General features: G+C 73.7%; 22 protein-coding genes. 9 read left to right on the forward strand and 13 right to left on the reverse strand.

The genetic code is table 11. The annotated features are described in order from the left end of the window. Positions 1 to 74: 74 nt before the first annotated feature. The 7 genes from H9652_RS06395 to H9652_RS06425 form a co-directional block, all read right to left on the reverse strand. Positions 75 to 890: an amino acid ABC transporter ATP-binding protein gene (locus H9652_RS06395; protein ID WP_191795506.1), complete on the reverse strand. Its 816-nt coding sequence runs from the start codon at positions 888 to 890 to the stop codon at positions 75 to 77. Beyond that, on the reverse strand, positions 887 to 2,035 hold the full coding sequence (locus tag H9652_RS06400) for an amino acid ABC transporter permease (RefSeq protein WP_191795507.1): 1,149 nt from the start codon (positions 2,033 to 2,035) through the stop codon (positions 887 to 889). The genes H9652_RS06395 and H9652_RS06400 overlap by 4 nt, the downstream gene beginning before the upstream one ends. A 73-nt stretch (positions 2,036 to 2,108) precedes the next feature. After that, the gene (locus H9652_RS06405) at positions 2,109 to 2,720 is read right to left on the reverse strand and encodes a GNAT family N-acetyltransferase (RefSeq protein WP_191795508.1); all 612 of its coding nucleotides are present in this window, start codon (positions 2,718 to 2,720) and stop codon (positions 2,109 to 2,111) included. Next, entirely contained in the window at positions 2,717 to 3,688 is a 972-nt protein-coding gene (locus H9652_RS06410; protein ID WP_191795509.1) for a DUF1684 domain-containing protein, read from the reverse strand. The genes H9652_RS06405 and H9652_RS06410 overlap by 4 nt, the downstream gene beginning before the upstream one ends. A 63-nt stretch (positions 3,689 to 3,751) precedes the next feature. After that, on the reverse strand, positions 3,752 to 5,167 hold the full coding sequence (locus H9652_RS06415; protein ID WP_191795510.1) for an NtaA/DmoA family FMN-dependent monooxygenase: 1,416 nt from the start codon (positions 5,165 to 5,167) through the stop codon (positions 3,752 to 3,754). A gap of 12 nt (positions 5,168 to 5,179) precedes the next feature. Continuing rightward, positions 5,180 to 6,448 (reverse strand): LLM class flavin-dependent oxidoreductase, encoded by a 1,269-nt coding sequence (locus H9652_RS06420; protein WP_191795511.1) that lies wholly within the window; start codon positions 6,446 to 6,448, stop codon positions 5,180 to 5,182. 501 nt (positions 6,449 to 6,949) lie between these two features. After that, the gene (locus tag H9652_RS06425) at positions 6,950 to 7,750 is read right to left on the reverse strand and encodes a 3-hydroxyacyl-CoA dehydrogenase (protein WP_191795512.1); all 801 of its coding nucleotides are present in this window, start codon (positions 7,748 to 7,750) and stop codon (positions 6,950 to 6,952) included. A 118-nt stretch (positions 7,751 to 7,868) separates the two neighbouring features. Here H9652_RS06425 and H9652_RS06430 point away from each other — a divergent pair, with 118 nt between their 5' ends. The 7 genes from H9652_RS06430 (at position 7,869) to H9652_RS06460 (ending at position 15,893) form a co-directional block, all read left to right on the forward strand. Then, positions 7,869 to 9,470, forward strand: coding sequence for an ATP-dependent DNA ligase (locus H9652_RS06430; RefSeq protein ID WP_191795513.1), 1,602 nt, complete (start codon positions 7,869 to 7,871; stop codon positions 9,468 to 9,470). Positions 9,471 to 9,936: 466 nt separating this feature from the next. Then, on the forward strand, positions 9,937 to 11,049 hold the full coding sequence (locus H9652_RS06435) for an ABC transporter substrate-binding protein (RefSeq protein ID WP_191795514.1): 1,113 nt from the start codon (positions 9,937 to 9,939) through the stop codon (positions 11,047 to 11,049). 98 nt (positions 11,050 to 11,147) lie between these two features. Next, positions 11,148 to 11,945: an ABC transporter ATP-binding protein gene (locus tag H9652_RS06440; protein ID WP_404822004.1), complete on the forward strand. Its 798-nt coding sequence runs from the start codon at positions 11,148 to 11,150 to the stop codon at positions 11,943 to 11,945. Further along, positions 11,938 to 12,849: an ABC transporter permease gene (locus tag H9652_RS06445; protein WP_191795515.1), complete on the forward strand. Its 912-nt coding sequence runs from the start codon at positions 11,938 to 11,940 to the stop codon at positions 12,847 to 12,849. Before H9652_RS06440 ends, H9652_RS06445 begins: the two co-directional genes overlap by 8 nt. A 73-nt stretch (positions 12,850 to 12,922) precedes the next feature. Beyond that, entirely contained in the window at positions 12,923 to 14,359 is a 1,437-nt protein-coding gene (locus H9652_RS06450; RefSeq protein WP_191795516.1) for an LLM class flavin-dependent oxidoreductase, read from the forward strand. Next, positions 14,356 to 15,627, forward strand: a complete 1,272-nt coding sequence (locus H9652_RS06455) for an MFS transporter (RefSeq protein ID WP_318244009.1) — start codon at positions 14,356 to 14,358, stop codon at positions 15,625 to 15,627. Before H9652_RS06450 ends, H9652_RS06455 begins: the two co-directional genes overlap by 4 nt. 47 nt (positions 15,628 to 15,674) lie before the next feature. Then, positions 15,675 to 15,893: a helix-hairpin-helix domain-containing protein gene (locus H9652_RS06460; protein ID WP_191795517.1), complete on the forward strand. Its 219-nt coding sequence runs from the start codon at positions 15,675 to 15,677 to the stop codon at positions 15,891 to 15,893. 6 nt (positions 15,894 to 15,899) lie between these two features. Here the strand turns inward: H9652_RS06460 and H9652_RS06465 are convergent, their stop codons facing one another. From H9652_RS06465 to purL, 5 genes are all read right to left on the reverse strand, one after another. Next, positions 15,900 to 16,661 (reverse strand): SAM-dependent methyltransferase, encoded by a 762-nt coding sequence (locus H9652_RS06465; RefSeq protein ID WP_191795518.1) that lies wholly within the window; start codon positions 16,659 to 16,661, stop codon positions 15,900 to 15,902. Between the two features lie 182 nt (positions 16,662 to 16,843). Continuing rightward, complete coding sequence (locus H9652_RS06470) at positions 16,844 to 17,203, reverse strand: hypothetical protein (RefSeq protein ID WP_191795519.1); 360 nt, start codon at positions 17,201 to 17,203, stop codon at positions 16,844 to 16,846. A gap of 9 nt (positions 17,204 to 17,212) precedes the next feature. Beyond that, the gene (locus tag H9652_RS06475) at positions 17,213 to 18,217 is read right to left on the reverse strand and encodes an endonuclease/exonuclease/phosphatase family protein (protein WP_191795520.1); all 1,005 of its coding nucleotides are present in this window, start codon (positions 18,215 to 18,217) and stop codon (positions 17,213 to 17,215) included. Next, entirely contained in the window at positions 18,214 to 19,266 is a 1,053-nt protein-coding gene (locus tag H9652_RS06480) for an endonuclease/exonuclease/phosphatase family protein (RefSeq protein WP_191795521.1), read from the reverse strand. Before H9652_RS06480 ends, H9652_RS06475 begins: the two co-directional genes overlap by 4 nt. Before the next feature lie 159 nt (positions 19,267 to 19,425). Beyond that, a complete protein-coding gene (purL, locus tag H9652_RS06485) occupies positions 19,426 to 21,810 on the reverse strand; it encodes a phosphoribosylformylglycinamidine synthase subunit PurL (protein WP_191795522.1) in 2,385 nt (794 codons plus the stop codon). A gap of 208 nt (positions 21,811 to 22,018) precedes the next feature. Here purL and H9652_RS20240 point away from each other — a divergent pair, with 208 nt between their 5' ends. Together H9652_RS20240 and H9652_RS06495 are read left to right on the forward strand one after the other, a co-directional pair. Continuing rightward, positions 22,019 to 22,999 (forward strand): DUF2599 domain-containing protein, encoded by a 981-nt coding sequence (locus tag H9652_RS20240; protein ID WP_191795523.1) that lies wholly within the window; start codon positions 22,019 to 22,021, stop codon positions 22,997 to 22,999. 38 nt (positions 23,000 to 23,037) lie between these two features. Further along, a complete protein-coding gene (locus H9652_RS06495) occupies positions 23,038 to 23,904 on the forward strand; it encodes a phosphotransferase family protein (RefSeq protein ID WP_191795524.1) in 867 nt (288 codons plus the stop codon). 169 nt (positions 23,905 to 24,073) lie between these two features. On the opposite strand, the gene H9652_RS06500 is transcribed toward H9652_RS06495, so the two are convergent. Next, entirely contained in the window at positions 24,074 to 24,802 is a 729-nt protein-coding gene (locus H9652_RS06500; RefSeq protein WP_191795525.1) for a GNAT family N-acetyltransferase, read from the reverse strand. Positions 24,803 to 24,956 lie beyond the last annotated feature (154 nt).

Raw genomic sequence — 24,956 nt, forward strand, 5'->3', positions numbered from 1 at the left:
CGTGTTCTCTTTCGTGGTGGGTGGGAGTGCGGTGGGGCGGGTGACGCGGACCGGGCAGCAGACGTGCCGTGGCGTCACAGGACCTTGTCGAGGAAGGCCTTGGTCCGGTCGTGGCGGGGCGCGTCGAGGACCTGGGCGGGCGGTCCCTGCTCGACGATGCGGCCCGCGTCCATGAAGACGACCGTGTCGGCGACCTCACGGGCGAAGCCGATCTCGTGCGTGACGACGACCATGGTCGTGCCGCCGTGCGCGAGGTCCTTGATGACGTCGAGCACCTCGCCGACGAGCTCGGGGTCGAGCGCCGACGTCGGTTCGTCGAAGAGCAGGACGCGGGGCCGGGTCGCGAGCGCGCGGGCGATCGCCACGCGCTGCTGCTGGCCGCCCGAGAGCTGGCGCGGGCGGGCGTCGACCTTGTCGGCGAGGCCGACCCGGGCCAGGAGCTCGCGCGCCTCGACCTCGACCTCGGCGCGCGGTCGGCCCTGTGCCGAGACGGGCGCCTCGACGACGTTCTCGAGGGCCGTGAGGTGCGGGAAGAGGTTGAAGCTCTGGAACACGAACCCGATCCGGGTCCGCTGGACGAGGATGTCCTTCTCCTTGAGCTCGCGCAGCGTGTCTCCCCGGCGGGAGTACCCGATGAGGTCGCCGTCGACCGCGACGAACCCGCGGTCGACCTTCTCCAGGTGGTTGATGACGCGCAGCAGCGTCGACTTCCCCGAGCCGGACGGGCCGAGGATCACGGTCACCTCGCCCGGGCGGACCACGAGGTCGATGCCCGCGAGCACCTCGAGCGTGCCGTAGGACTTGTGGACGCCGCGGACCTCGACGAGGCCCAGGGGCGTCGCGGCCGGGCTGGCCGGTTCGGCCGCGGGACGGGTGGTCGTGGCGGTCATGCGGCACCTCCGGGGTGGCGGTCGGTCGCCCCGGTGCGGGTCAGGTGACCGCGCCCGACGGCGGCGCGCGCCGCGTAGGCGGGGGGCAGGTGGGCGGGCGCGGGGCGTCCGGTGATCCGGGACCACGCGACCTGGAGCGTCCACCGGACACGCTGGACCGGGGTCGGGGGCAGCGTGCGGACGGCGCCCTTGGCGTAGTGCCGCTCGACGTAGTACTGCGCGATCGTCAGGACCGTCGTGATGATCAGGTACCAGATGGCCGCGACCATGAGCAGCGGGACGACGCGCTGGTTGCGGCCGTAGATGACGCCGATCGTGTAGAACAGCTCGCCGTACGCGAGGACGTACACGACCGAGGTCCCCTTGACGAGGCCGATGATCTCGTTGACCGACGTCGGCACGATGGTCCGCATGGCCTGCGGCAGCACGATGCGCAGCGTCTGGCGCGAGCGTGGGATGCCCAGGGAGGCCGCGGCCTCGTGCTGGCCCTGGTCGACCGAGAGGATCCCGGCGCGCACGATCTCCGAGGAGTAGGCGGCCTGCGACAGGCCCAGGCCCAGGATCGCGGCACCGAACTTGTCGATCACGTCGAGCGTCCCGAACTCCAGGAACCCGGGGCCGAACGGGATGCCGAGCGAGAGCGTCGGGTACAGGTAGGCCAGGTTGTACCAGAGCAGGAGCTGCAGGATCAGCGGCACCGAGCGGAACACCCACGTGTACGCCGACGACACGGCCTGGAGCAGCGGCGACCGGGACAGGCGCATGAGCGCGAGGACCGTCCCGAGCCCGAACCCGATGACCGCGGCGACCGCCGTCAACCGGATGGTCCCCCACAGCCCGCCCAGGACCGAGGGCCACGTCAGGTACTGCGCGACGACCGACCACTCCCACTTGGGGTTGGTCACGAGCGAGCTGACGACCATCGCGAGCAGGACCGCGACGAACGCGGTCGCGACCCAGCGGCCCGGGTGTCGAGCGGGGACGACCTTGAGGTCCTCCCAGCGCGGGGTGGCCTCGTCGGGAGTGGTGGGCCCGTCGACGACGGACCGGTCGGTGGTGGCGGTGGCGCCCGGTGGGTCGGGCAGGGACCCGGGGGGTGGGGCGAGCTGGCGCGACTCGTCCTGCGGGAGGGAGAGGGTGCTCATGGTGGACCTCGGTGGGAGAAGGGCGGTGGGAGTGGGCTGGACCTGCCGTGTCAGAGCGAGCGTGACCTCGGGGTCACGCCGGTTCTGACACGTGCGGACAGAGCCACTTCTCGAACGCCAGAGGGCCGATCTCCTCGGGGTCGCGCGTCACGTCGAACAGCGGGGTGTATCCCGCGCTGAGGTACAGGCCTGCGGCCTCGGGCTGGCGCGGCCCGGTCGTCAGGTAGATCCGGGGGTAGCCTCGCTCGGCCGCGCGGTGCTCGAGCTCGCCGAGGACCTGTCGGGCGAGCCCGCGCCGCCGGTGGGCCGAGTGGGTCCAGATGCGCTTGAGCTCGGCGGTCGCGACGAGGGGGACGCCGTCGTCGGAGTGCGTGGCGCCCTGCGCGTGGGGCCCGGAGCCGGGCCGGGTCCGGCGCGCGGGCTCGCCGACCTCGGGTTCTGCCCGACGGCGGAACGCACCACCCGCGACCGGCTCGCCGTCCGCGAGGAGCAGCACGAGGTCGCCGTGCGGGGCCGCGAAGTCGGCCGCCGGGTAGTGCTCCATCTCGGCGCGCAGGTCGTCCTCGTCGAGGAGGCTGCGGTAGCGCGAGGCGTACTCGTGCGCGAGCTCGTCGAGCAGCGGGCGCACGAGAGGGTCGTGCAGGTGCACGGAGCGGATCGTGACCGCCGTCGTGGGCGCGCTCATCGCGGCACCTTCTCCCCCGCCTCGACCGAGAACGGCAGGACGTTGCCCTCGACCGGGCGCGGGCACGTGCCGAAGTCGGTGAACGCGTAGGGCAGGTTGAGCGTGCGGTTCAGGTCGAGCCGCAGCGTCCGGGCGGCGTCCTGCCCGGCCGCGCGCTCGTCCTCGGACACCTCGACCTCGTCGGTCGCCTCGGCCTTGTCGGAGGCTGCGGCGCGGTCGACGAACAGCACACGCCAGTCTGCGACGCCGGGGGCCGGGTCGGTGAACAGCAGGCTCGCGCCACCGCCCGGCGTGCCCGTGAGCCGCAGGGTCGTCGTCAGGCCGTCGCGCGTGACGTCGACCTCGCCCACGACCTGCACGTGGTGCTCCAGTCCGGGCTGCGCGCCGCCCACGACCTCCGCGACCGGCTCGTCATACCAGCGGACAGGTGCGTCGAGGACCCACGACGGGTCGTAGGCGAAGGTCGGGACACCCTCGAACGTGACCCGGGTGCGGGCCCGGGGGTCACGCACGCGCAGCCCGTAGCGCCCGGTGCGCCGCACGAGCTCGACCGCGACCGGAGAGGCCGGGTCGGCGCCGTCGGGCACGAAGGTCGCGACGAACGTCGACGCACCCTCCGCGACGTCCTGGACGTGCGTGCCGCGCAGCGCGTCCTGGCCGCCGGCCGGGACGATCGCGTCGGCCGCCGCGGCGCGCAGGTGCACGCCGTCCGCGTCCGACCACCACTCGCCGGGCAGGCCCGGGAAGGACGTCGGGGACTCCGGGACCCAGTGCAGCGACGTGAGGGTGAGCCAGCCGTGCTGCTCGCGCAGGGTGCGCTCGCGCTCGGCGTGCCACGCCGACCACACGGCCGCGGCGGCACTCGGCGCCGAGCCGCCGGACGGCTCGACGGGCGTGCCCGTGGGTGCGGACGCCGTGTGGCGGCCGCGCGTGGTGACGCCTGCCGGGGACGTGGTGCTCGTCGTCATGATGCTCCTTCGGGGCTGGTGGTCGGGCGGTGGTCGGGCAGGTGGTCGGGCTGTCGAGCCGGGTCAGCGCGACGGGGCGGCGGACGCGGCGCTCGCGGTGGTCCCCGCACCCACCTCGGGGCGCGAGAGCCCGAGGTGGTCGCGGAGCGTCGTGCCCGTGTACTCGGTGCGGAACGAGCCGCGTTCCTGGAGCAGCGGCACGACCTGGTCGAGCACGTCGTCGAGGCCCGTGGGCGTCAGGTGCGGCACGAGGATGAAGCCGTCCGACGCGTCCTCCTGCACGTGGCGGTCGATGTCGTCGGCGACCTGCTGGGCCGTGCCGACGAACCCGCCGCGGCCGGACACCTCGATCACGAGGTCCCGGATGGACCAGCCGTTGGCTGCGGCCTTCTCGCGCCACGCCTTGACGACGGGCGCCGGATCCTTGATGTGCCGGACGCGGCCGCGCGTGATGTTCAGGTGGTCGAGGTCGGGCTCGACGTCGGGCAGCGGCCCCTCGGGGTCGTACGCCGTGAGGTCCCGCCCCCAGACCTGCTCGAGGAACGCGATCGCCGTCCGACCCGGGACCTGCTGGAGCCGGATCTCCCGCGCACGCTCGGCGGCCTCCTCGGCCGTGTCCCCCAGGACGACGACCGTCGCGGGGAGGATCTTGAGCGAGTCGCGGTCGCGACCGTGGGCCGCGAGGCGGGACTTCACGTCGGCGTAGAACGCCTGACCGTCCTCGAACGCGGAGTGCGCCGAGAAGACGACGTCGGCCGTCGCCGCCGCGAAGTCGCGCCCGTCGGCAGAGTCGCCCGCCTGGAACAGGACGGGGTGCCCCTGAGGCCCGCGCGGGGTCTCGAACCGGCCGGACACGTCGAAGTGCTTGCCCTGGTGCGCGAACGGACGCACGGACCCCGTCCGCACGAGCTCGTCCTCGTCCACGGCCTCGCCGTCCCACGAGTCCCACAGCTGCCGGGCCAGGGCGACGAGCTCGCCCGCGCGCTCGTACCGTTCCTCGTAGGGCAGGAAGCCGCCGCGGCGGAAGTTCGCTCCCGTGAAGGCGTCGGGGCTCGTGACCAGGTTCCAGGCTGCACGCCCCCCGGACAGGAGGTCGAGCGTCGCGAACTGGCGGGCCAGCTCGTAGGGCTCGTTGAACGTCGTGTTGACCGTGCCCGCGAGGCCCAGGCGGTCGGTGACCGCGGCGAGCGCGGCCAGGACCGGGAGCGTGTCGGGGCGGCCGACGACGTCGAGGTCGTGGATCTGCCCCTTGTGCTCTCGCAGCCGCAGGCCTTCGGCGAGGAAGAAGAAGTCGAGCTTCGCGGCCTCGGCCCGGCGCGCGAGGTGCTCGAACGAGCTGAACTCGATCTGGCTGCGCGAGGCCGGGTCGCTCCACACGGTCGTGTTGTTGACGCCCGGGAAGTGGGCGCCCAGGTGGATCTGCTTGCGGGGCCGGCCGTCGTGCGAGCGGTCCGACGAGGCGGGGGTGGGGTGCGTCATGGTGGCGGGTCCTCAGGCGATCGCGGCGGCGTAGCGGTTGGCGGGGTGTGCGAGCCCCAGGGTGTCCCGCAGGGTCGTGCCCGGGTAGGTCGACCGGAAGACGCGGGCCTCCTGGAGCAGCGGCACGACGCCGTCGACCAGCGCGTCGAGGTCCGTGCGCAGCGAGGACGGACGGATCGTGAACCCGTCCGCGGCGCCCGCCTCGAACCACTCCTCGACGACCTCCGCGAGGTCGCGGGCCGTGCCCACGTGCGTGAGCGAGTCGGTGTCCCACGTGACGCCCTCGAGCCCTTCGAGCAGGTCGAGCCGCGCCTGGGCGCTGGCCCGGTCCTGCCCGATCACGGCGTAGAGGTCGACCAGGACGCGCAGCTCGTCGGGGTCACGGCCCGCCTCGGCGGCCGCGGCGCGCACCTGGTCGCGCAGCGCCTTGGCCGCGTCGAGCGTCGTGGCCCGCACCCGCACGACGTCGGCGCGGCGGCCCGCGAGGGCCAGCGCCTCCACGGAGTCCCCGCGCACCACGACCGGCGGCTGCGCCTGGGGCGAGCGGGGCGTGATCGAAGGGCCCTTCACGGCGAACCGGACGCCGTCGTAGTCGACGTAGTGCACCTTGTCGCGGTCGATGAACCGCCCCGAGGGGACGTCGCGGATCTCGGCGTCGTCCTCCCAGCTGTCCCAGAGGCGGCTCACGACCTCGATCGCCTCCTCGGCCTCGGCGACCGCGTCCGCGGTGCCCTGGACCTCCTTGCGCCCGAACAGCGCCGCGGCGGCCTCGCTCGTCGACCAGCCCACCTGCCACGCGGCGCGGCCCGAGCTCACGTGGTCGATCGTCGCGATCGCCTTGGAGACGTGGAAGGGCTCGGTGTGCGTCGTGTCGACGGTCGCGACGAGGCCGATCCCCGTCGAGCGGGGGGCGAGGCGCGAGGCCACGAGGGCCGCGTCGAGCCGACCGCGGAGCGTCGTGTTGCGCGTGGGCTGGAGCGAGAACGTGTCGTCGAACAGCGCGAAGTCGAGCACGCCGCGCTCGGCGGTCGCGACGAGCTCCTGGAGCCGGTGCGCGTCGAACAGGCGCGGCGACTGCGAGCCCACGGCCCGCCACGCACCCGCTCGCGCTCCGGCGTCGGACAGGTCGACGCCGAGGTGCACCGAGCGGCGTGGTCGCTCGTCGAGCAGGTCGTCGATGCCGGCGAGCACGTCGAGGTCGTCCTCGACGGACCGGGACGCGGACTGCTCGTCGGGCTGGGAGGTGGGGGCGAACAGCGGCGTCAGGTTCGAGTCAGGCATGGGTCGTTCCACTCCGGGAGGTCGGGTGCGGGGTCGCTCGGCCGCCGCCGCAGGGGTCGGCGGGCGGCCGCGACGGGTCGCGAGAACTGGGGTGCAGCGGGTGGACCGCCGGGCGCGGTGGCGGGTGGCGTGGCTCGCCGCAGATCGGCATGCCGCGGCGACCCGTTCACGGGCGGGGCGGTTCAGGGACGAGCCGGTGCGGCTCGGGAGGCGTCAGGAGGAGCGCAGGCTCAACAACAGACGCGGCCCGGGACGACGGGGCGCCCGGGGGAACAACACGTTCGACGTGCGGGACCGGCGGGGGACGCGGCGAGCGTGACGCTGGTGTCCACGGGTCCTCCTCCGGTCGTCGGTGCGTGGGTGCGGCGGACGGGGTGTCTGCCGATGGCCCGGAATGTATGCCTGGGCACCGGGCGTGTCAACGACTTGGGCCAACCGTCCGCATTCTGGACCGAATCAGTAGAGATTGAGACTCGAACCGGTCCGAATCGGACACCACGGTCAGCGCGGCGCCATCCGGATACCGCCGTCGAGGCGGATCACCTCGCCGTTGAGCATGGGGTTCTCGACGATCGCGCGCACCAGGTGCGCGAACTCCTCGGGGCGGCCGAGGCGGCGCGGGTGCGGCACCTGGGCCGCGAGCGACTCCTGGGCCTCGGGCGGCAAGGACGCCATCATGGGCGTGCTGAAGATGCCGGGTGCGATCGCCATGACCCGGATGCGCCGGTCCGCGAGGTCGCGCGCGAGCGGCAGCGTCATCGCGGCGACGGCGCCCTTCGACGCCGCGTAGGCGGCCTGGCCCACCTGGCCGTCGAACGCCGCGACGGAGGCGGTGTTCACGATCACGCCGCGCTCCTCGGGGACCTCGCGCGGGACGCCGTCCTCCGAGCCATCAGGGCCGTCGGGGCCCAGCGCGACCATGCGCTCGGCCGCGAGCCGCGCGACGTTGAACGTCCCGACCAGGTTCACGGTCACGACCTTCTGGAACGACGCGAGGTCGTGCACGCCGCCCTTGCCGAGCACGCGCCGCGCGAGCACGATCCCCGCGCAGCTCACCGCGACGTGCAGCCCGCCCAGGTCGGCGGCGGCGTCGAGGGCGCGGGAGACGTCGTCCTCGTTCGTCACGTCGGTCGGCACGAACCGGACCGCATCGCCCAGGGCGTCCGCGAGCGCCTGACCGGGAGAGCCCGCCAGGTCCGCGACCACGACGCGCGCCCCGGCGCCGACCAGCTCCTCGACGGTCGCCCGCCCCAGGCCCGAGGCCCCTCCGGTCACCAGCGCGACCTTGCCCGCGATCTCCACGTCCCACTCCTTCGTCGACGGTCTGGGCAGCGTAGCCCGGGGGCGAGGAGGTCCGCAGGGCCGGGCGCCGCCGTCGGGCTGGCCGAGCGTGCCGGGCGGGGTGGCGCGAGGATGAGACATGCTGCTCGCCGAGGTCGCCGCCACGTCCGACGCCATCGCCGCCACCCGCTCGCGCCTCGCCAAACGTGCGGCGTTGGCCGACCTGCTGCGTCGGGCTGCACCGGACAGGGAGGCAGGCCGGCCCGGTGACGACGTCGAGATCGTCGTGTCGTACCTCGCAGGCGCGCTGCGGCAGCGGCGCACGGGGCTCGGCTGGGCGTCGTTGCGCTCGCTGCCCCCGCCCGCCGATTCCCCGACGCTCACGGTCGAGGCGGTCGACGCGACGTTCGAGGAGATGGCGGCGCTCTCGGGTCCCGGCTCGGACACCGCCAAGTCCGCGGCGGCCACGGCGCTGTTCGCGGCGGCGACCGAGCGCGAGCAGTCGTTCCTGCGCGGCCTGGTCGCGGGCGACCTGCGGCAGGGCGCGCTCGACGCCCTGGTCGTGGACGCGGTCGCGGAGGCTGCGGGCGTCCCGGTCGACGCGGTGCGTCGTGCGGTCATGCTGCGCGGCGCGACGGGTCCGGTCGCGCGCACGGCCCTCGAAGCCCCCGGCCCGACGGCGGCGCTCGCCGCCCTGGCCGGGTTCGGCCTCGAGGTGGGTCGCCCCGTGCGGCCCATGCTCGCGCAGTCGGCCCCGGACGTGGCGGCGGCGTTCGACAAGCTCGGTGTCCCGCCCGCGGCGGACGACCCGGGACACCGGTTGTCGGTCGACGTGAAGCTCGACGGCATCCGCATCCAGGTCCATCGGGACGGCGACGAGGTGCGGGTGTTCACGCGCTCGCTCGACGACATCACCTCGCGCGTCCCGGAGATCGTCGCGGATGCGCGAGCCCTGGCCTCGGAGCGGTTCGTGCTCGACGGCGAGGCCCTCGTCGTCGGGCCGGACGGGGTGGCCGGGCCCTTCCAGGAGACGGCCGCCCGGTCGGCCACACGCGACGCCCCCGCAGCGAGCGGAGCGGACGAGACCGCGCTCGCGGGGGCGCTCGCGCTCCGCCCGTACTTCTTCGACGTGCTGCACGCCGACGGCGACGACCTGATCGACGCCCCGCTGCACGAGCGGCTCGACGTGCTCGACCGCGTCGCCGGGTCGTTCACGGTCCGTCGCCTGGCGACCGCTTCTCCCGGCGCTGCCGAGGAGTTCTTCGCCGAGGCCGTGCGCGAGGGGCAGGAGGGCGTGGTCGTGAAGTCGCTCGACGCGCCCTACGCAGCAGGGCGCCGCGGCGCCGGGTGGGTCAAGGTCAAGCCGCGGCACACGCTCGACCTCGTGGTGCTCGCGGTCGAGTGGGGGTCGGGGCGCCGGACGGGGCTGCTGTCCAACATCCACCTGGGCGCCCGCGACCCCCAGGGCGGGTTCTTGATGCTCGGCAAGACGTTCAAGGGCATGACCGACGAGATGCTGCGCTGGCAGACCGAGCGGTTCCTCGCGCTCGAGACCTCGCGGACCGACTACGTCGTGCACGTGCGGCCCGAGCAGGTCGTCGAGATTGCGTTCGACGGGCTCCAACGGTCCACGCGCTACCCCGGCGGGCTCGCGCTGCGGTTCGCGCGCGTGCTGCGCTATCGCGACGACAAGACCGCCGACGAGGCGGACACGATCGAGGCGGTCAGGGCGCTGGCCTGACCGCAGGGCCGGCCCCGACGCCCCACGCGACCAGCGCCCGTCGTCGCCCGACCCCCTCGTGGCGCGCGGCGCCGTCGGGGCCCGTTCACCGGTTAACCCGGAGGAACCGGGCGAAACATCGTCTCGGGGACCGGATGGGGCCTTGTGCCGTCCCGGCGGCTGCCGCCAGGATCGCCGCCATGCGCTTCGACGTCAGCCTCCACGAGCACGCCGGGACACCCGTGCGCCTCGTGGTGCGTCGCGCCGTCGACCTGCGTCGCGTCGCCGGCTGTCTCTGTCGATAGCCCCGCCCCACCCCGGCCGTCGCTCGCGTCGACGACCGGCTCCGCTCTCCTCGCGCGCTCACCGTCCCGCTCCCGCCGTCGCACACCTCGCGCACCGGCGGACCGAGAGACCACCCTTCCCACCCTGCCGTCGGCGTACTCGCGGACGGCAGGGCACCCGTACCCGACTCCCTGGAGCTCCCATGCCCCGCACCCTCAGACCCCACGCCCTCCACCCGGCCCGCACCGCCGTCCGCACCGCCGTCCGGGCCGCACTGACCGCGGGCCTCGCCGTGACGCTCGTGGCGTGCTCGGCCGCGAGCGCCGAGGAGGCCACGGTCGGCGAGTCCGGCCGGGCCGTGCTGCGCTACGACGGCTCGGTCGGGCAGGTGACGTTCCCCGAGCTCGCGGCGGACCTCGGCTACTACGAGAAGGTCGAGCTCGAGTGGGTCGGAGACTCGACGGGCGGCCCGCAGAGCATCCAGGCCGCCGCGACGGGCTCGACCGACTTCGGCGGCGCGTTCAACGGCGCGATCGTCAAGCTCAAGGCGTCGGGCTCTCCCATCACGTCCGTCATCTCCTACTACGGCTCGGACGAGCTGTCCTACGGCGGCTTCTACACGGTCGAGGGCAGCCCGATCACCGAGCCCCGGGACCTGGTCGGGAGGTCGATCGGCGTCAACACGCTGGGCGCACAGAGCGAGTTCCTCATCCGCGAGTGGCTCTCGCGCGGCGGGCTGAGCCCCGAGGAGATCGACCAGGTCGAGCTCGTCGTCGTGCCTCCCGTGAACGCCGAGCAGGTGCTGCGCGAGGGGCAGGTCGACGTGGTCGGGCTCTCGCGCGTCTTCCAGGACAAGGCTCTGGAGCGCGGCGGGATCACGCAGCTCTTCAGCGAGACGTCGCTCTACGGGAACTTCTCCTACGGGACGTACATCTTCCGCGACGAGTACATCGCGAAGAACCCCGAGGTCGTGGAGGACTTCGTGCAGGGCACGGCGCGCGCGATCCGGTGGGCGCAGGTCACCCCGGTCGAGGAGGTGCGCGCGCGGTACACGTCGATCATCGAGGGGCGCGGGCGCGGCGAGAGCACCGAGCTGGTCCCCTACTGGAAGTCCGCGAGCATCACGGCCCCCGGCGGCGTGATCGCCGAGGAGGAGATCGCGACGTGGATCGACTGGCTCGTGCGCGAGGGTGAGCTCGAGAAGGGCCAGTTCTCCCCCTCCGACATCTACACCAACGAGCACAACCCCTACGCGAACGGGACCTACGCGAAGGACGCGGGCCCCGACGGCGAGCCCGTCGAGGGCGCGCCGTGAGCGGCACGGTGACGGTCACGACGACCCGGCCCAGCGCGACGGGTTCCACGGAGGCGGCGGACGTCCCGGGGTCGACCCCCAAGCTCCGCCTCGAGCACGTGCACAAGGAGTTCATCGTGCGCGACGCGGCCGCGGGCCGCGGGGCACGCAAGCGGTTCACGGCCGTCGAGGACTTCACGCTCGACGTCCGCGCGGGCGAGTTCCTGACGGTCGTCGGGCCCTCGGGCTGCGGCAAGTCGACGCTGCTGGACCTGCTCGGCGGGCTCACCGAGCCGACGTCGGGCCGCATCCTCCTGGACGACTCGCCCGTCACGGGGCCGGGTCTCGACCGGGGCGTGGTCTTCCAGCAGTACGCGCTGCTCCCCTGGCGCTCGGCCCGCGCGAACGTCGAGCTCGGGCTGGAGGCCAAGGGCGTCGCGCGCGGCGCCCGGGCCCGGGTCGCGGACGAGTACCTGGACCTCGTGGGCCTCACGGCGTTCGCGGACCGCTACCCGCACGAGCTGTCGGGCGGCATGAAGCAACGAGTGGCGATCGCGCGGAGCCTCGCGTTCGACCCCGAGGTCCTCCTCATGGACGAGCCCTTCGCGGCTCTCGACGCCCAGACGCGCGAGTCCCTCCAGGACGAGCTCCTGCGGATCTGGCGCGCGACGGGCAAGACGATCGTCTTCATCACGCACGGCATCGAGGAGTCGGTGTACCTGGGGCAGCGCGTCGCGGTCATGACGCCGCGCCCGGGCCGGTTGCAGACCGTGATCGACGTGGACCTCGCGGGGGCCGCGGACCCTGGCGGCGGCGACGGCGAGCACGACGACGTCCGCTCCTCGGCGCGCTTCGGCCGGTACCGGCACGAGGTGTGGAGCGCGCTCCACGCACAGACGGAGGACGCCCATGTCTAGCACCGTGACCCCGCACGCCCCCGCACGGGGCGAGCCGCTGGCCCGCCCTGCGGAGGACACCGTCGCGTTCGCCGACCCGCCCACGCTCGGACGCCGTCAGGTGCTCACGGCCGACCAGGACCCGACGCCGCCCGTCGGGGCCCGTCTGCGCGGCGTCGGGGTACGCGTCCTGCGGGCCTCGGCAGCGATCGTGCTGTTCCTGGTGATCTGGGAGGTCGCGCCGCGCGTCGGGCTGGTCGACAAGGTCTTCCTGCCGCCGCTCAGCGCGGTGCTCGAGTCCTTCTGGGAGCTGCTCACGAGCGGCGAGCTGGGCAAGCACGTCGGGACGAGCCTGACGCGGGCCGGCACGGGCTTCGCGATCGCGGTCCTGCTCGCGATCCCGCTGGGCATCGCGATCGGGTGGTGGGCGAGCGTCGCCCAGTTCCTCGGCCCCTTCCTCGAGCTGTTCCGCAACACCGCTGCCCTCGCTCTCCTGCCCGTGTTCATCCTCGTCCTGGGGATCGGCGAGACGTCGAAGATCACGCTCGTCGTCTACGCGTGCTTCTTCCCGATCCTCCTCAACACGATCGCCGGGGTCCGGACCGTGGACCCGCTGCTCGTGAAGTCGGCCCGGTCGCTCGGGCTGCCGCCCCTCCGGCTGTTCCAGAAGGTCGTGCTGCCGGCCGCCGTCCCGACGATCTTCACGGGTATCCGCATGGCCGGGACGAGCTCGATCCTCGTGCTCATCGCGGCCGAGATGGTCGGCGCCAAGGCCGGGCTCGGGTACCTCATCACCTACGCCCAGTTCAACTTCCAGATCACGAACATGTACGCCGGGATCATCGCGATCTCGCTCGTCGGGGTCTCGATCAACGCGGTGCTCGTGAGCCTCGAACGTCACTTCTCGCGCTGGCGCACGACGTGAACGGATCGCCAGTGAGCGACCCGGCCCCCGCACGAACCGTCTCCCGACCCATCCCACGACCCGAGGACGCACCATGACCGAGCACGCACCGGCCCGCCGGCTCAGCCTGAACCTGTTCATCCACCCCGCCGGCCACCACGAGGCGGCCTGGCGCCACCCGGACACCCAGCCCGAGCGCATCTTCACGGCCGACTTCTACACCGACCTCGCCCGCACGGCCGAGGCCGCGAGGTTCGACGCGGTCTTCTTCGCGGACGGCCCCGTCCTGCACGACGGCGTCGAGTTCAACAGCGTGGGCAGGCTCGAACCGATCCTGACGCTCGCGTCGATCGCGGCCGCGACGACGCGGATCGGCCTGATCGCGACCGCGTCGACCACGTTCTACGACCCGTACAACCTGGCGCGGCTCTTCTCGACGCTCGACCACCTGAGCAACGGGCGCGCCGGGTGGAACATCGTCACGACGGCGAGCGAGGACGCGGCCCGCAACTTCGGCCTGGACTCCCACCCGGACCACGTCGAGCGGTATGCGCGAGCCGCCGAGTTCGTCGAGGTCACCACCCGGCTCTGGGACAGCTGGGAGGACGACGCTGTCCTGATCGACCGCGCCTCGGGCCGCTACGCCGACCCCGCGAAGATCCACGACGCGGCCTTCCGCGGCGAGCACCTGCGCGTCGAGGGTGCGTTCAACGCCGCCCGCTCGCCGCAGGGCCACCCCGTCCTGGTCCAGGCGGGCGCGTCGAACGAGGGACGCGCGTTCGCGAGCCGCTACGCCGAGGCGATCTTCACGGCGCACCAACGCCTGTCCGACGCGCAGGCCTTCTACGCCGACGTCAAGGCCGGGGCCGAGGCGCTGGGCCGCTCGCGTGACGCGGTCAAGATCCTCCCGGGCATCAGCCCGTTCATCGCCTCGACCGAGGACGAGGCCAAGGCCCTGGAGCGCGAGTTCAACGAGCTCACCGTCCCCGAGTACGGTCTGCGCCAGCTCGAGAAGCTCACGGGTGTCCGCCTCGACCACGCGCAGCTCGACGGGCCCGTCCCGGCCGAGCTGTTCGCGGACGCGGGCGACGTGACCGACAACTCGCGCAGCCGCCTCCAGGTCGTCGCAGGCATCGTCGAGCGTGAGCAGCCCACGGTCCGCGGGCTGCTCCACCGCCTCGCCGGGGCGCGCGGCCACCGGGTCGTCGCGGGCACGCCCGAGCAGGTCGCCGACACGATCGAGGAGTGGTTCACGCAGGGCGCCGCCGACGGGTTCAACGTCATGCCGCCCTACCTGCCGGGCGGCCTGGACGACTTCGCCGACCACGTCGTGCCGATCCTGCGCGAGCGCGGCCTGTTCCGTGCGGAGTACGAGGGCACGACGCTGCGCGACCACCTCGGCCTCGCGCGCCCCGAGAGCCGGTACGCGACGCTCGCGGCGGACGCGCTCCCCGAGGCGGGCGACACGGACGAGGCGAGCGGCGCCGTCGGGCAGGAGGGGGCCCGGACCACGGAGCCGGTCCTGGCGTGAGCGCGGGCACGGGCTCCCCGCCGGTCAGGTTGGCGTGGACCGTCCACGTGCCCGCCGGGGTCTGGGGTGTCGCCCAGGGCGCGGCCGCACCGGTCGTCGCGCTCGCGGCGCGCGAGCACGGCGCGTCTCTCGGCGTCGCAGGCCTGGTCGTGGCGCTCGCCGCGCTGGGCCAGCTCGTCGGCGACCTGCCCGCGGGGCGGCTCGTGTCCCGGTTCGGGGAACGGCGCTCGATCGTGGGGGCGAGCGTGCTGGCCGTGGGCGGCGTCGCGCTCTGCCTGGTCTCGTGGTCGGTCGTCTCGCTCGCGGTCGGCGTGTTCCTCGCGGGCCTCTCGCAGGCCGTGTGGGGTCTCGCCCGCCAGACGTACCTGGCAGAGGCCGTGCCGTTCGCGCGCCGCGCTCGCGTCATGTCGAGCGTCGCGGCCATGATGCGGGTCGGGTTCTTCGTCGGCCCGATCCTCGGGGCGGCCGCGATCCTGGCCGTCGGCACGCGCGGAGGGTTCGCGGTGCAGCTCGTCGCGGTGTGCGTCACGGCGGTCCTCATGGGCCGCGTGCCCGACGTCGGACGCTCGCCTCGCGCACGCGCCGCACCCGGCGACGTGGCCGCCCGGAAGGCGGGGCTGTGGCGCGTGCTCGTCGAGCACCGCCGGCTGCTGCGCACGCTCGGCCTCGGGGCCGCGCTCATGGGACTCTCGCGGACGGCCCGCACCGTGCTCCTGCCCCTGTGGGCCGACCTCCTGGGCGTCGACGCCGCGACGACGAGCCTGGTCTTCGGGGCCAGCGCCGCGCTCGACGTGCTCGTGTCGATCCCCGCGGGGTACCTCATGGACCGGTTCGGTCGGCGCGCCCTCGCCGTCCCGTCGCTCGCGGTCCTGGCGGCGGGCTACCTCACGCTGCCGTGGGCGGGCGGCGTCGCGTCCCTGGCGGTGGTGGCCCTGGTGCTCGGCTTCGGGAACGGGCTGAGCAACGGCGTCATCATGACGCTCGGCGCCGACGTCGCACCGCCCGCGCAGCGTGCCGAGTTCTTCGGGGCGTGGCGGCTCCTGCACGACGCGGGGGCCTTCGCGGGTCCGCTCGTCGTCGCGGGCACCGCCCTCGTCGCGCCGCTGGGGGTCGCCGCGCTCGTCGTCGGCGCGACGTCGGTCGCGGGCGGGGCGGTGTTCTGGCGGTACGTGCCCGTGTGGGCGCCGTGGCCGCGGCCGGTGCCGGTGGCGGTGGCGGTGGAGCCCGCGGCACCGGCCGGGGTCGCGAGCGAGACCGTCCCTCGGTGATGCTGGGTGTCCACGCCCGCTCACGGGCCGCCCGAGAGGACCCTGCCATGACCGACGACCGCGCTGCCGTCCCGCCCAGCGACCTCACGCCGCGCATCGGCAAGGTCGCGACGCGCGAGCTCGCCCACCACGGGTACACGCACTACGAGGACCTCACGCGCGCGACCGCCCAGGAGCTGCTCACGATCCACGGCGTCGGGCCGAAGGCGATCCGCATCCTGGGCGAGGAGCTCGCCGAGCGAGGATCGGGGTTTCGGGAGGCGTGACGCGGGTCAGGACCGGAACAGCCCGCCCCACAGGAAGGACTCGCCGAACAGCGACGAACCGGCGGCCTGCGGTGCGAGCCTGCGCAGCTCGATCTCGGTGAACCCCTCGAAGAGGGCGCGGAGGTCGTCCGCGCCGTACGCGAGCCCGCCGGCGAGCGCCCCGCCGCGGTAGAGCTCGACGTCGTCGACCTCGGACCCCATCGCAGCGAACCCGTCCCCCGCGGCGGCGAAACAGGTCAGTCCGAAGGATCCGCCGTCCCGGAGCCAGGACTCGACGAGCCTGCGGTAGCCGATCCGACGGTGCGGCGGGAGATGGTGGAAGCACCCGCTGTCGAAGACGACGTCGTACGTCTCCTCGGCGGGCCAGTCGAACATGTCCGCGCACACGAAGCGGACGTCCACACCGGCGGAGGATGCCCGCTCCTCCGCCCAGCTCACTGCCGTCCCGGAGAGGTCCAACGCGTCGACGGTCGCGCCCTGCTGGGCGAACCAGATCGCGTTGCGCCCCGGTCCGCACCCGAGCTCGAGCACACGCGTGCCCGGGCCGATCGGTAGAAGACCCGCCCCGTGCCAGGCGACGAGGCTCTCCTCGGGGGCGTCACGGAAGAACGGGACGGCACGGTCCCGGTCGGTGTAGAAGGAGTCCCACCAGGCTGCGCTGCCGTGCCAGGCGGCGGCGCCGCGAGCGGCCCACCGCTCGGTGGCCTCGGAGTAGAGGGCGTCGAGCAGCCGCGCGACGTCGTCCTCGGTCTGGATGGAGCGGTTCATGACGGGCCTCCGTCTCAGGCATCCCCGAGAGCACCTTCATATGCTCTGACCTGCGAAGACACCGAGATCATCATCTCACCCGGGAGCCCGTTGAACCAGAGGTTCGGCGGGTGCTTTCCGGACCTTTCAGGCGGTCCTGGCAGGGCCGAGAACGTCCGTGAGCGCCGGCAGCGACGCGGCGCTCAGGCCGTGATGACGTCGATGACCTCGGTGTCGTCGTGGCGGCGGGCCAGCGCAGTCACGACGGGCGGCTTGGGCACCGGCGGCTGCGCCTTGACGCCCGTGCTCTTGCTGCGGCGCGGGCGCGTCGGCACCGGGACGCCGAGGGACTTGAAGACCTTGCGCAGCTCGGCTTCGGTCCAGCCCGCGGCGAGCGCGTCGGAGAACGCCGTGGCGTACTCGCGCTCGGCCTCCTCGAGCGCTGTCTTGGCTGCCGCGACCTGCTCGGCCCGCTCGGCCAGGACGCGGCCCGAGTCCATGCGGTGCTCGAGGAGGTCGCGCAGCCGAGCCTCGTACGTGGTGGCGGTGTCGTCGTCGCTCATGCCACCAACCTAGGGCCTGACCTGCACCGTCGCCAGGATCGCCAGGTGATCGGTGCCCGGGATCGCGACGGGCCCGACGTCGTCGACCCGCATACCGGCGTCGACGACCACATGGTCGAGGTCCACGAGCGGCGGGTAGCGGCGGTCGGCGGGCCACGACAGGTTCAGGCCGTCCCCTGCGAGCCGGGTCGCGTCGGCGAACCGGTCCCCGAGCAGGTCGCGGAAGGCCGAGTGGTCGGAGGTCGCGTTGAAGTCGCCGAGCAGGATCTGCGGCGTGGGGTCTGCGTGCGCCGCGTCGCTCAGCAGCGCGAGGTCGTCCGTCCACAGGTCGACCTCGCCGGGAGTGGGTGGGTGCGAGTGCACGGCCGTCACCCGCACGGACGTCCCGTCCACCCCGACGACGGCGCTCGGCTGGTGGAACCGGCTCGCCACGCCGTCACGTGGGTCGGTCAGCGGCGTCGCGCTCCACAGGCCGCTGCCCGCTGCCCCCTCGGTCGGGTGGGTCCGCGTCCACGTGTACGGCAGCACCTCCTCGATCCCGGCTCCCACGAGAGCGGTCTCGAAGTCGTCGGTCAGCTCGACGACGCTCAGCAGCTCGACCTCCTCCTCGCGCACGGCCTCGACCACCGCCCGGGCGTCCGCCCGCCCGTAGAGGACGTTGACGGCCATGACGCGCAGCGCCCCGTCGGCCCCGGCGGCGATACCCGACCCCGGCACGAAGAACGGCACGAGCCACACCGCGTGCGCGACGACCAGCACCCCCGCGACCGCGCTGAGCACCCAGCGCCGCCGGCTCAGCGAGAGCAACAGCACCACGAGCGCCGCGAGGGCGACCCACGGCGTGAGGGACACGAGCTGCGCGAAGGGCGTGACGTCGTCGAACCCCAGGGTGCGCGCGAGCGTGAGCGCCCCCACCCCCATGAGGCAGAGCGACAAGACGACCGTCCACGCGACGGCGCCCGCTCGCCGCGCCCTCGACGGCGGACGCTCCTCGGTCAGGACGGGCGCGCTCACGGTGCCACCTGGACCGTGACCGCGAGCGCCCGGTGGTCCGAGCCGGGAACGACGAGCGAGTCGAGGTCGTCGACCCGCATGCCCGCGTCGACCACGACGTGGTCGAGGTCGAGGAACGTCGGGACCCGCTCCCCCACGGGCCACGACAGGTTCAGGCCGTGCCCGGCCGTGCGTGTCGCGTCGTGGAAGCGGTCGCCCAGGACGGCGCGGAACGACGCGTGGTCGTACGTCGCGTTGAAGTCGCCCAGCAGCACCTGGGGCAGGGGGTCGTCGTGCGCGCGCCGGGCGAGGTCGGCCATCTCCTGGTGCCACACGCCCGTGATCTCGGGCAGCGGAGGGACGGGGTGGACTGCGGTCACGCGCACGGGCGTGCCGTCCACGTCGACGGTGGCTGCGGGCATGGCGAACGTGCTCCACTCGCTCGTGTCGGGGTCGGTCAGCGCGGTCCTGCTCCACAGGCCGCTCCCGGGCGAGCCCGTGCCCACCTTGGCGTCGACGTGGTGCGGCATGACCGCCTCGATGCCCGCGGCCTCGAGACGGTCGTGGAAGGCGGCCGTGAGCTCGACGACCGCGAGCACGTCCGCGTCCTGCTCGTGGACCATCCGCACCACGGCGGCGGCGTCGGCCTGCCCGAAGTACGCGTTGACCGTCAGCACCCGCAGCGTTCCCTGGGCACCCGCCTCGATGCCGCGCCCGGGCACGAAGAACGGCGCGACCCACGCGACCTGCGCCACGAGCGCGACCCCGCACAGGATCGCGAGCAGCCGGCGCCGCAGGACCAAGGCCGCCGCAGCCACCAGCAGCGCGAGCGGGACGACCCACGGCGTGACGCCGACGACCTGCGCGAGGGGCGTGACGCCGTCGTACGGGACGGCGCGCACGAGCGTCATGGCCAGGACCACCCCGCCCAGGACCCACAGCCCCAGCCCGACGGCGCGCCCACCCGGGCGCTTGCGGCGGGTCGAGGTAGAGGCGACGTCGGGCGGGGTGGCCGGTGGCTCGGCCTCCGAGGCGCCGATCTCCCCCATGGTGCTGCTGTCCCCTGTCATGCAGCGACCCTATCGACCGGTTCGGGCCGTTCTGGGCCGGTCGGTCACGGGCGGCGGGCAGACCCGGTGCAGCCCGCGGAGGGATCCTGTGAACGCCGACGGGGCGGGGCGCGGAGGAAGACCTCGCGCGCCCCGCCCCGTCGGCGGCTCAGCGACGAATCAGCCGAAGATCCCCGGCAGCGTCGCACGGAACACCTGGTCGGCCTCGCTCAGCGGGATCGTGAAGATGCCCTCGACCTCGAGCGACTCCCCGGTCTCGGTGACCTCGGCGGGCTCGGTGCCGGTCTCGCCGATCTTGAGGACGGGCACGCCGCGCGCGACGCACGCGTCGACCAGCTTGGTCTCCTCGCCGCGCGGCACGGCGACGAGCGCGCGGGCCGTCGACTCGGAGAACAGGGCCTCGAACGGGGTGACGCCGTCGCGCGCGGCGAGGGCGTCGATCGAGACCTTGGCGCCGGTGCCGAAGCGCAGCGACGCCTCGAGGAGGCCCTGGACCAGGCCGCCCTCGGAGAGGTCGTGCGCGGCGGAGACCAGGTCGTCACGGCTGGCGTTGACGAGCACCTCGGCCAGGGCGCGCTCGGCCGCGAGGTCGACCTGCGGGGGCACGCCGCCGAGGTGCTGGTGGACGACGTCGGCCCAGGCGGAGCCGTCGAGCTCGGGGCGGGTCGTGCCGAGGAGGTAGATGGCCTCCCCGGCCTCGCGCCAGCCGGACCCGGTGGCGTGCGCGACGTCGTCGAGCACGCCCAGGACGCCGACGACGGGCGTCGGGTGGATCGACGAGTCGATCTGCCCGGGCTCTCCCGTGCCGTTGTAGAGCGAGACGTTGCCGCCCGTGACGGGAACCCCGAGGGTCTGGCACGCGTCGGCCAGGCCTTCGATGGCCTCGACGAGCTGCCACATGGAGTCGGGGTCCTCGGGGGAGCCGAAGTTGAGGCAGTCGGTGATGGCGAGCGGGCGGGCGCCGGTCGTGGCGACGTTGCGGTACGCCTCGGCGAGCGCGAGCTGGGCACCCGTGCGCGGGTCGAGCTTCGCGTAGCGGCCGTTGGCGTCGGTCGCGAGGGCGACCCCGAGGCCCGTGGACTCGTCGACGCGGATGACGCCGCCGTCGTCGGGCTGGGCGAGGGCCGTGTTGCCCTGGACGAAGCGGTCGTACTGGTTGGTGACCCACTCCTTCGAGGCGAGGTTGGGCGAGCCGAGCAGGCGCAGCGCGGTCGCGCGGAGCTCGTCGGCCGTCTCGGGACGTGCGAACCGCGCGGCGCCCTCACCCGTCGAGATGCTGTCGGCGTTGAGACCGTCCATCCACGTGGGGCGCGCGTAGGGGCGGTGGTACGTGGGGCCCTCGTGCGCCACCGACCTGGGGTCGACGTCCACGATGCGCTCGCCCTGGTGGTCGATCGTGAGGCGCCCGGTGCCGGTGACCTCGCCGATGACGGACGTCTCGACGTCCCACTTGCTCGTGATGGCGAGGAACTCGTCGAGCTTGTCGGGCGCGACGACCGCCATCATGCGCTCCTGCGACTCCGACATGAGGATCTCGCCCGCGTTGAGCGACGGGTCGCGCAGCAGGACCGAGTCGAGCTCGACGTGCATGCCGCCGTCACCGTTGGACGCGAGCTCCGAGGTGGCGCACGAGATGCCGGCCGCACCGAGGTCCTGGATGCCCTCGACGACGCGTGCCGCGTAGAGCTCGAGGCAGCACTCGATGAGGACCTTCTCCATGAAGGGGTCGCCCACCTGGACCGAGGGGCGCTTGGCGGGGACGCCGTCCTCGAACGTCTCGGACGCGAGGATCGAGGCGCCACCGATGCCGTCGCCGCCCGTGCGCGCACCGAACAGGACGACCTTGTTGCCGACGCCCGAGGCGTTGGCGAGGTGGATGTCCTCGTGACGCAGCACGCCGATGCACAGCGCGTTGACGAGCGGGTTGCCCTGGTAGGAGGAGTCGAACACGAGCTCGCCGCCGATGTTCGGCAGACCCAGGGAGTTGCCGTAGCCGCCGACGCCCGACACGACGCCGTGCACGACGCGCGCCGTGTCCGGGTGGTCGACCGCGCCGAAGCGCAGCTGGTCCATGACGGCCACGGGGCGTGCGCCCATCGAGATGATGTCGCGGACGATCCCGCCGACACCGGTCGCCGCACCCTGGTAGGGCTCGACGAAGCTCGGGTGGTTGTGGGACTCGACCTTGAACGTCACGGCCCAGCCGTCACCGATGTCGACGACGCCCGCGTTCTCGCCGATGCCGACGAGGAGGTGCTTCTTCATCTCGTCGGTCGTCTTCTTGCCGAACGTGCTCAGGTGCACCTTGGACGACTTGTACGAGCAGTGCTCCGACCACATGACGGAGTACATCGCGAGCTCGGCGGCCGTGGGGCGTCGCCCGAGGATGTCGCGGATGCGCTGGTACTCGTCCGGCTTGAGGCCGAGCTCCGCGAAGGGCTGCGCCTCGTCGGGGGTGGCGGCTGCGCGCTCGACCGTGTCGAGGTGCGGCCGGTGCTCGGAGGTCGCTGCGGCGGGCGTCGGGGCGTTGCTGGGGGCGGTCATCGAATCCCTCGGGGTGGCGTGCCAGCCGGCGCGTTTCGACGAGCGAGTCATCGAGGAGGCGACCGGCACGGGGCTGCACAGGTGCGGCCAGTTTACCGGCGGTCGGGAGCGGTGGGGTCGGGCGTCCACGAACGCGTGCGGCGGACGGCTCCCGGGCACGTGGGCGGCGGGGTGCGGAACCCTCGGCGAGCGGAGATAGCCTCGCACGGTGACCTCCCTCGTTCTCCGTCGCCCCCGCCCGCACGCCACCGTCGCGGTGGTGGGCGTGGTCGTGGCCGTCCTGGCGACGAGCTGCTCCCTGCCCGACGGCGCCGCTCCCGTCCCGCCCGCGTCCGCGGCTTCCGAGGGGGCCGCGTCGGGAGAACCCTCGACGGCACCCTCACCCGAGCGGGCCACCGTGACGCAGGCCCTCACGGCCGACGGGATCGAGCTCGCGCTGACGGTGCCGATCGTGGCAGCCGACGGGACCGGCGGTGGTGAGGCCGTCGCGGTCACCCCGGACGAGGACGCGTCGAGCCGCGTCACGTTCGTGCTGCCCGCCGACGAGGCGGCGACCGTCGCCTCGTCGGGGAGCACCCCGACCGGCACGACCGACGGCAGCGACGCCGTGAGCACCGCGGTCCCCGCGACGATCGACCTCGTCTCCCCCGCCGACGGCTCCCTGGTGCGCAACAGCGACGGCAGCGTCACCGTCCTCGACGCCGCAGGCACCCCGCTCGGCGGGCTGTCGGCGCCGGAGGCGACGGAGACGTCCGGAGCAGCAGGCCGCGCAGGAGTCGTGGTCGTGGCGCCGACCCGCGCGGAGGTGCACGCGAAGGCTCGGGGGGCGACGCCGTCGGGCACCGGGGGCGCCACAGGGGACGGTGCCGGTCCGGCGCACGGCTGGACCGTGACCACGTGGCTCGGTGCACAGGGCGTGCGCAGTGCGACCTGGGGAGATCGCGAGGGCGGACGCTCGCTCGCGGTCGACCCGACGCCGTGGGCGCGGCAGTCGGGCATCGTGGGCGAGGCGACGGCCTGGGCCCAGCTCGTCGCGAGCGAGCCCGAGGCCGCCTCGACGACCATGCGCGACCAGTTCGACTGCCACGCCCTCGGCGCGACCGACAAGAAGACGTGGAACCTGGAGCCGTGGCGCCCGGACGTCGGGTTCCTGGCGACGGCCGCGGCGCGCTGCAACCCGACGGCCTAGGCCCGGCCTCGCTCCCGCCCAGGCCCTAGCATCGACGGATGTCCTCCGACCTCCCACTGCCCACCGTCCTGCTCGACGCCGCCGCGACCTGGGCCGCCTCAGTCGGTGCGGGCACCCGGACGGAGCTCGTCGAGGAGTGGATCTGGCCGCACGGCGAGTCCCGCGTGGCGCGCGTGCGCACGGGGGCGGGTGACGTCGTCGTGAAGTGGGAGCGGTCGGCGCGCAACGTGGCACGCGAGGTCGAGGCGCTGCAGAGGTACGTACCCTCGCTCGGCGACGACGCGGGTCGGCTGCTCGCCGCCGACACCGACGCGCACGTCCTGGTCCTGACGCACGTGCCCGGCGCGCTTGCGACGGGCGACGTGGCCCTCGACCCGGACGTCCACCGGCAGGCCGGGGTACTGCTCGCACGGCTGCACGCGAGCGCCCCGGGCGTACCCGACGAGGGCTACGGGGAGCGCCTCCTCGCGGACCTCGACGAGAAGGCCGCCGCGCTCGGCCCGATCGTCGACGCGACCGATCTCCTGCGGCTGCGCGAGGTCGCGGCCCCTGTGGCCGACGTGCGGTCGGTCCGGCTCGTACCGGCGCACCGCGACTTCGGGCCGCGCAACTGGCTGGTCGACACGGACGGTCACGTGCGCGTGATCGACTTCGCGCACGCCGAGCTCTCGCCATGGGCCGTGGACCTGCAGAAGCTCACGATGCGCGAGTGGCGGGGACGCCCCGACCTCGAGGCGGCGTTCCACGAGGGCTACGGCCGCGTGCCCGACGACGAGGACCGCCTCGTGCTGCACGCGTACGTCGCGCTCTCGACGCTCGCGATCATCGCGTGGTCGGTCGAGCACGACGACCCCGGTTTTGAGGCCGAGGCTCGATCGGTGCTGGCGACCCTGGTCGCGACCTGACGGCGCCCCGGCCTCCCTCTCGGTGCCGAACATGCGGTTGGCGTCGAGAATCGGCCGGGTCCGGACGCTAACCGCATGCTCGACCGACGCCAACCGCATGGTCGGCACCCGGCACCCGGTATCCGGCACCCCGGCTCGCGCGAGCCCCGCACCGGCCCCGTGCGATCGCTCAGTCGAGGCCCAGCATCTCCCTGACCGGTCCGACGCCGTGCAGCGTCACCTCGGGGCGCAGCGCCGCCGGGCGCGCGTCCCAGTCCGCCCGGTCGAGGCGGTACCGGACGTTGACCACCGGCTTACCCTCGCGGGCGAGCGTCTCCGCGCCGTTGGGCCGGTAGCCGAGCTTGCGCGTGACGCCGTGGGAGGGAGCGTTGTCCTCCCAGGCCGACGTCGTGGCCGTCCGGGCGTCGAACCCCGTGAAGAGGAGCTCGAGGATCATGAGCCGCGCGAGCGTGCCGACGCCGGCCCCCTGGTACCGGCGCCCCAGCCACGAGCCGGACTCCGCCGTGCGCGTCACCACGAAGTCCGACGCCGTGAGCGCCTGCACGCCCAGCACCTCGCCGTCGCGCACCACGGCCAGCTCGACCGCCCAGGACGCGGGTGCGATCCGCGACGCCGCACCCCACTGGTAGGCAAGGATGCTGCGGCCGACCTCGACCGCCGAACCGCGCGACCACGGGAACGCGAAGGGCATGAACCCCTCGTCGTGGATGCCCTCGCCGCCAACGGCAGCGAGCCGGTACAGGAGGTCCTCGTCGAGGTGACGCAGCTCCAGGTCCCCCGAGACGACGCGCAGGCCGGACGGAGGCCAGAGATCGGTGCGCGTCGGGAGTGCGGGGGCGGTGCCTACCGACGCGGGGGCGTCGGTGGCGGGTGCGTCGGGGACGGGGTCGGGTGCCATCGGTGCAGCCTGGCGAAGTCCGCGAGGTGCGTCAACAGGAATGGCGGGCACTCGCCGTCGGGCCGAGGACGGACGGCGCGCCGGGACCGCCACCGACGCGACATGGCGGGCCGAGCGCCCGGACTCACGACAGGACCCGCCGGGCCGCCCCCAC

This window comes from Oerskovia rustica, assembly GCF_014836555.1.
Lineage (GTDB): Bacteria > Actinomycetota > Actinomycetes > Actinomycetales > Cellulomonadaceae > Oerskovia > Oerskovia rustica.

Coding starts and splice junctions, on each gene's coding strand:
- H9652_RS06395 (WP_191795506.1), bottom strand. CDS start 890: ATGACCGCCACGACCACCCGTCCCGCGGCCGAACCGGCCAGCCCGGCC.
- H9652_RS06400 (WP_191795507.1), bottom strand. CDS start 2,035: ATGAGCACCCTCTCCCTCCCGCAGGACGAGTCGCGCCAGCTCGCCCCA.
- H9652_RS06405 (WP_191795508.1), bottom strand. CDS start 2,720: ATGAGCGCGCCCACGACGGCGGTCACGATCCGCTCCGTGCACCTGCAC.
- H9652_RS06410 (WP_191795509.1), bottom strand. CDS start 3,688: ATGACGACGAGCACCACGTCCCCGGCAGGCGTCACCACGCGCGGCCGC.
- H9652_RS06415 (WP_191795510.1), bottom strand. CDS start 5,167: ATGACGCACCCCACCCCCGCCTCGTCGGACCGCTCGCACGACGGCCGG.
- H9652_RS06420 (WP_191795511.1), bottom strand. CDS start 6,448: ATGCCTGACTCGAACCTGACGCCGCTGTTCGCCCCCACCTCCCAGCCC.
- H9652_RS06430 (WP_191795513.1), top strand. CDS start 7,869: ATGCTGCTCGCCGAGGTCGCCGCCACGTCCGACGCCATCGCCGCCACC.
- H9652_RS06435 (WP_191795514.1), top strand. CDS start 9,937: ATGCCCCGCACCCTCAGACCCCACGCCCTCCACCCGGCCCGCACCGCC.
- H9652_RS06445 (WP_191795515.1), top strand. CDS start 11,938: ATGTCTAGCACCGTGACCCCGCACGCCCCCGCACGGGGCGAGCCGCTG.
- H9652_RS06450 (WP_191795516.1), top strand. CDS start 12,923: ATGACCGAGCACGCACCGGCCCGCCGGCTCAGCCTGAACCTGTTCATC.
- H9652_RS06460 (WP_191795517.1), top strand. CDS start 15,675: ATGACCGACGACCGCGCTGCCGTCCCGCCCAGCGACCTCACGCCGCGC.
- H9652_RS06465 (WP_191795518.1), bottom strand. CDS start 16,661: ATGAACCGCTCCATCCAGACCGAGGACGACGTCGCGCGGCTGCTCGAC.
- H9652_RS06470 (WP_191795519.1), bottom strand. CDS start 17,203: ATGAGCGACGACGACACCGCCACCACGTACGAGGCTCGGCTGCGCGAC.
- H9652_RS06480 (WP_191795521.1), bottom strand. CDS start 19,266: ATGACAGGGGACAGCAGCACCATGGGGGAGATCGGCGCCTCGGAGGCC.
- purL (WP_191795522.1), bottom strand. CDS start 21,810: ATGACCGCCCCCAGCAACGCCCCGACGCCCGCCGCAGCGACCTCCGAG.
- H9652_RS06495 (WP_191795524.1), top strand. CDS start 23,038: ATGTCCTCCGACCTCCCACTGCCCACCGTCCTGCTCGACGCCGCCGCG.
- H9652_RS06500 (WP_191795525.1), bottom strand. CDS start 24,802: ATGGCACCCGACCCCGTCCCCGACGCACCCGCCACCGACGCCCCCGCG.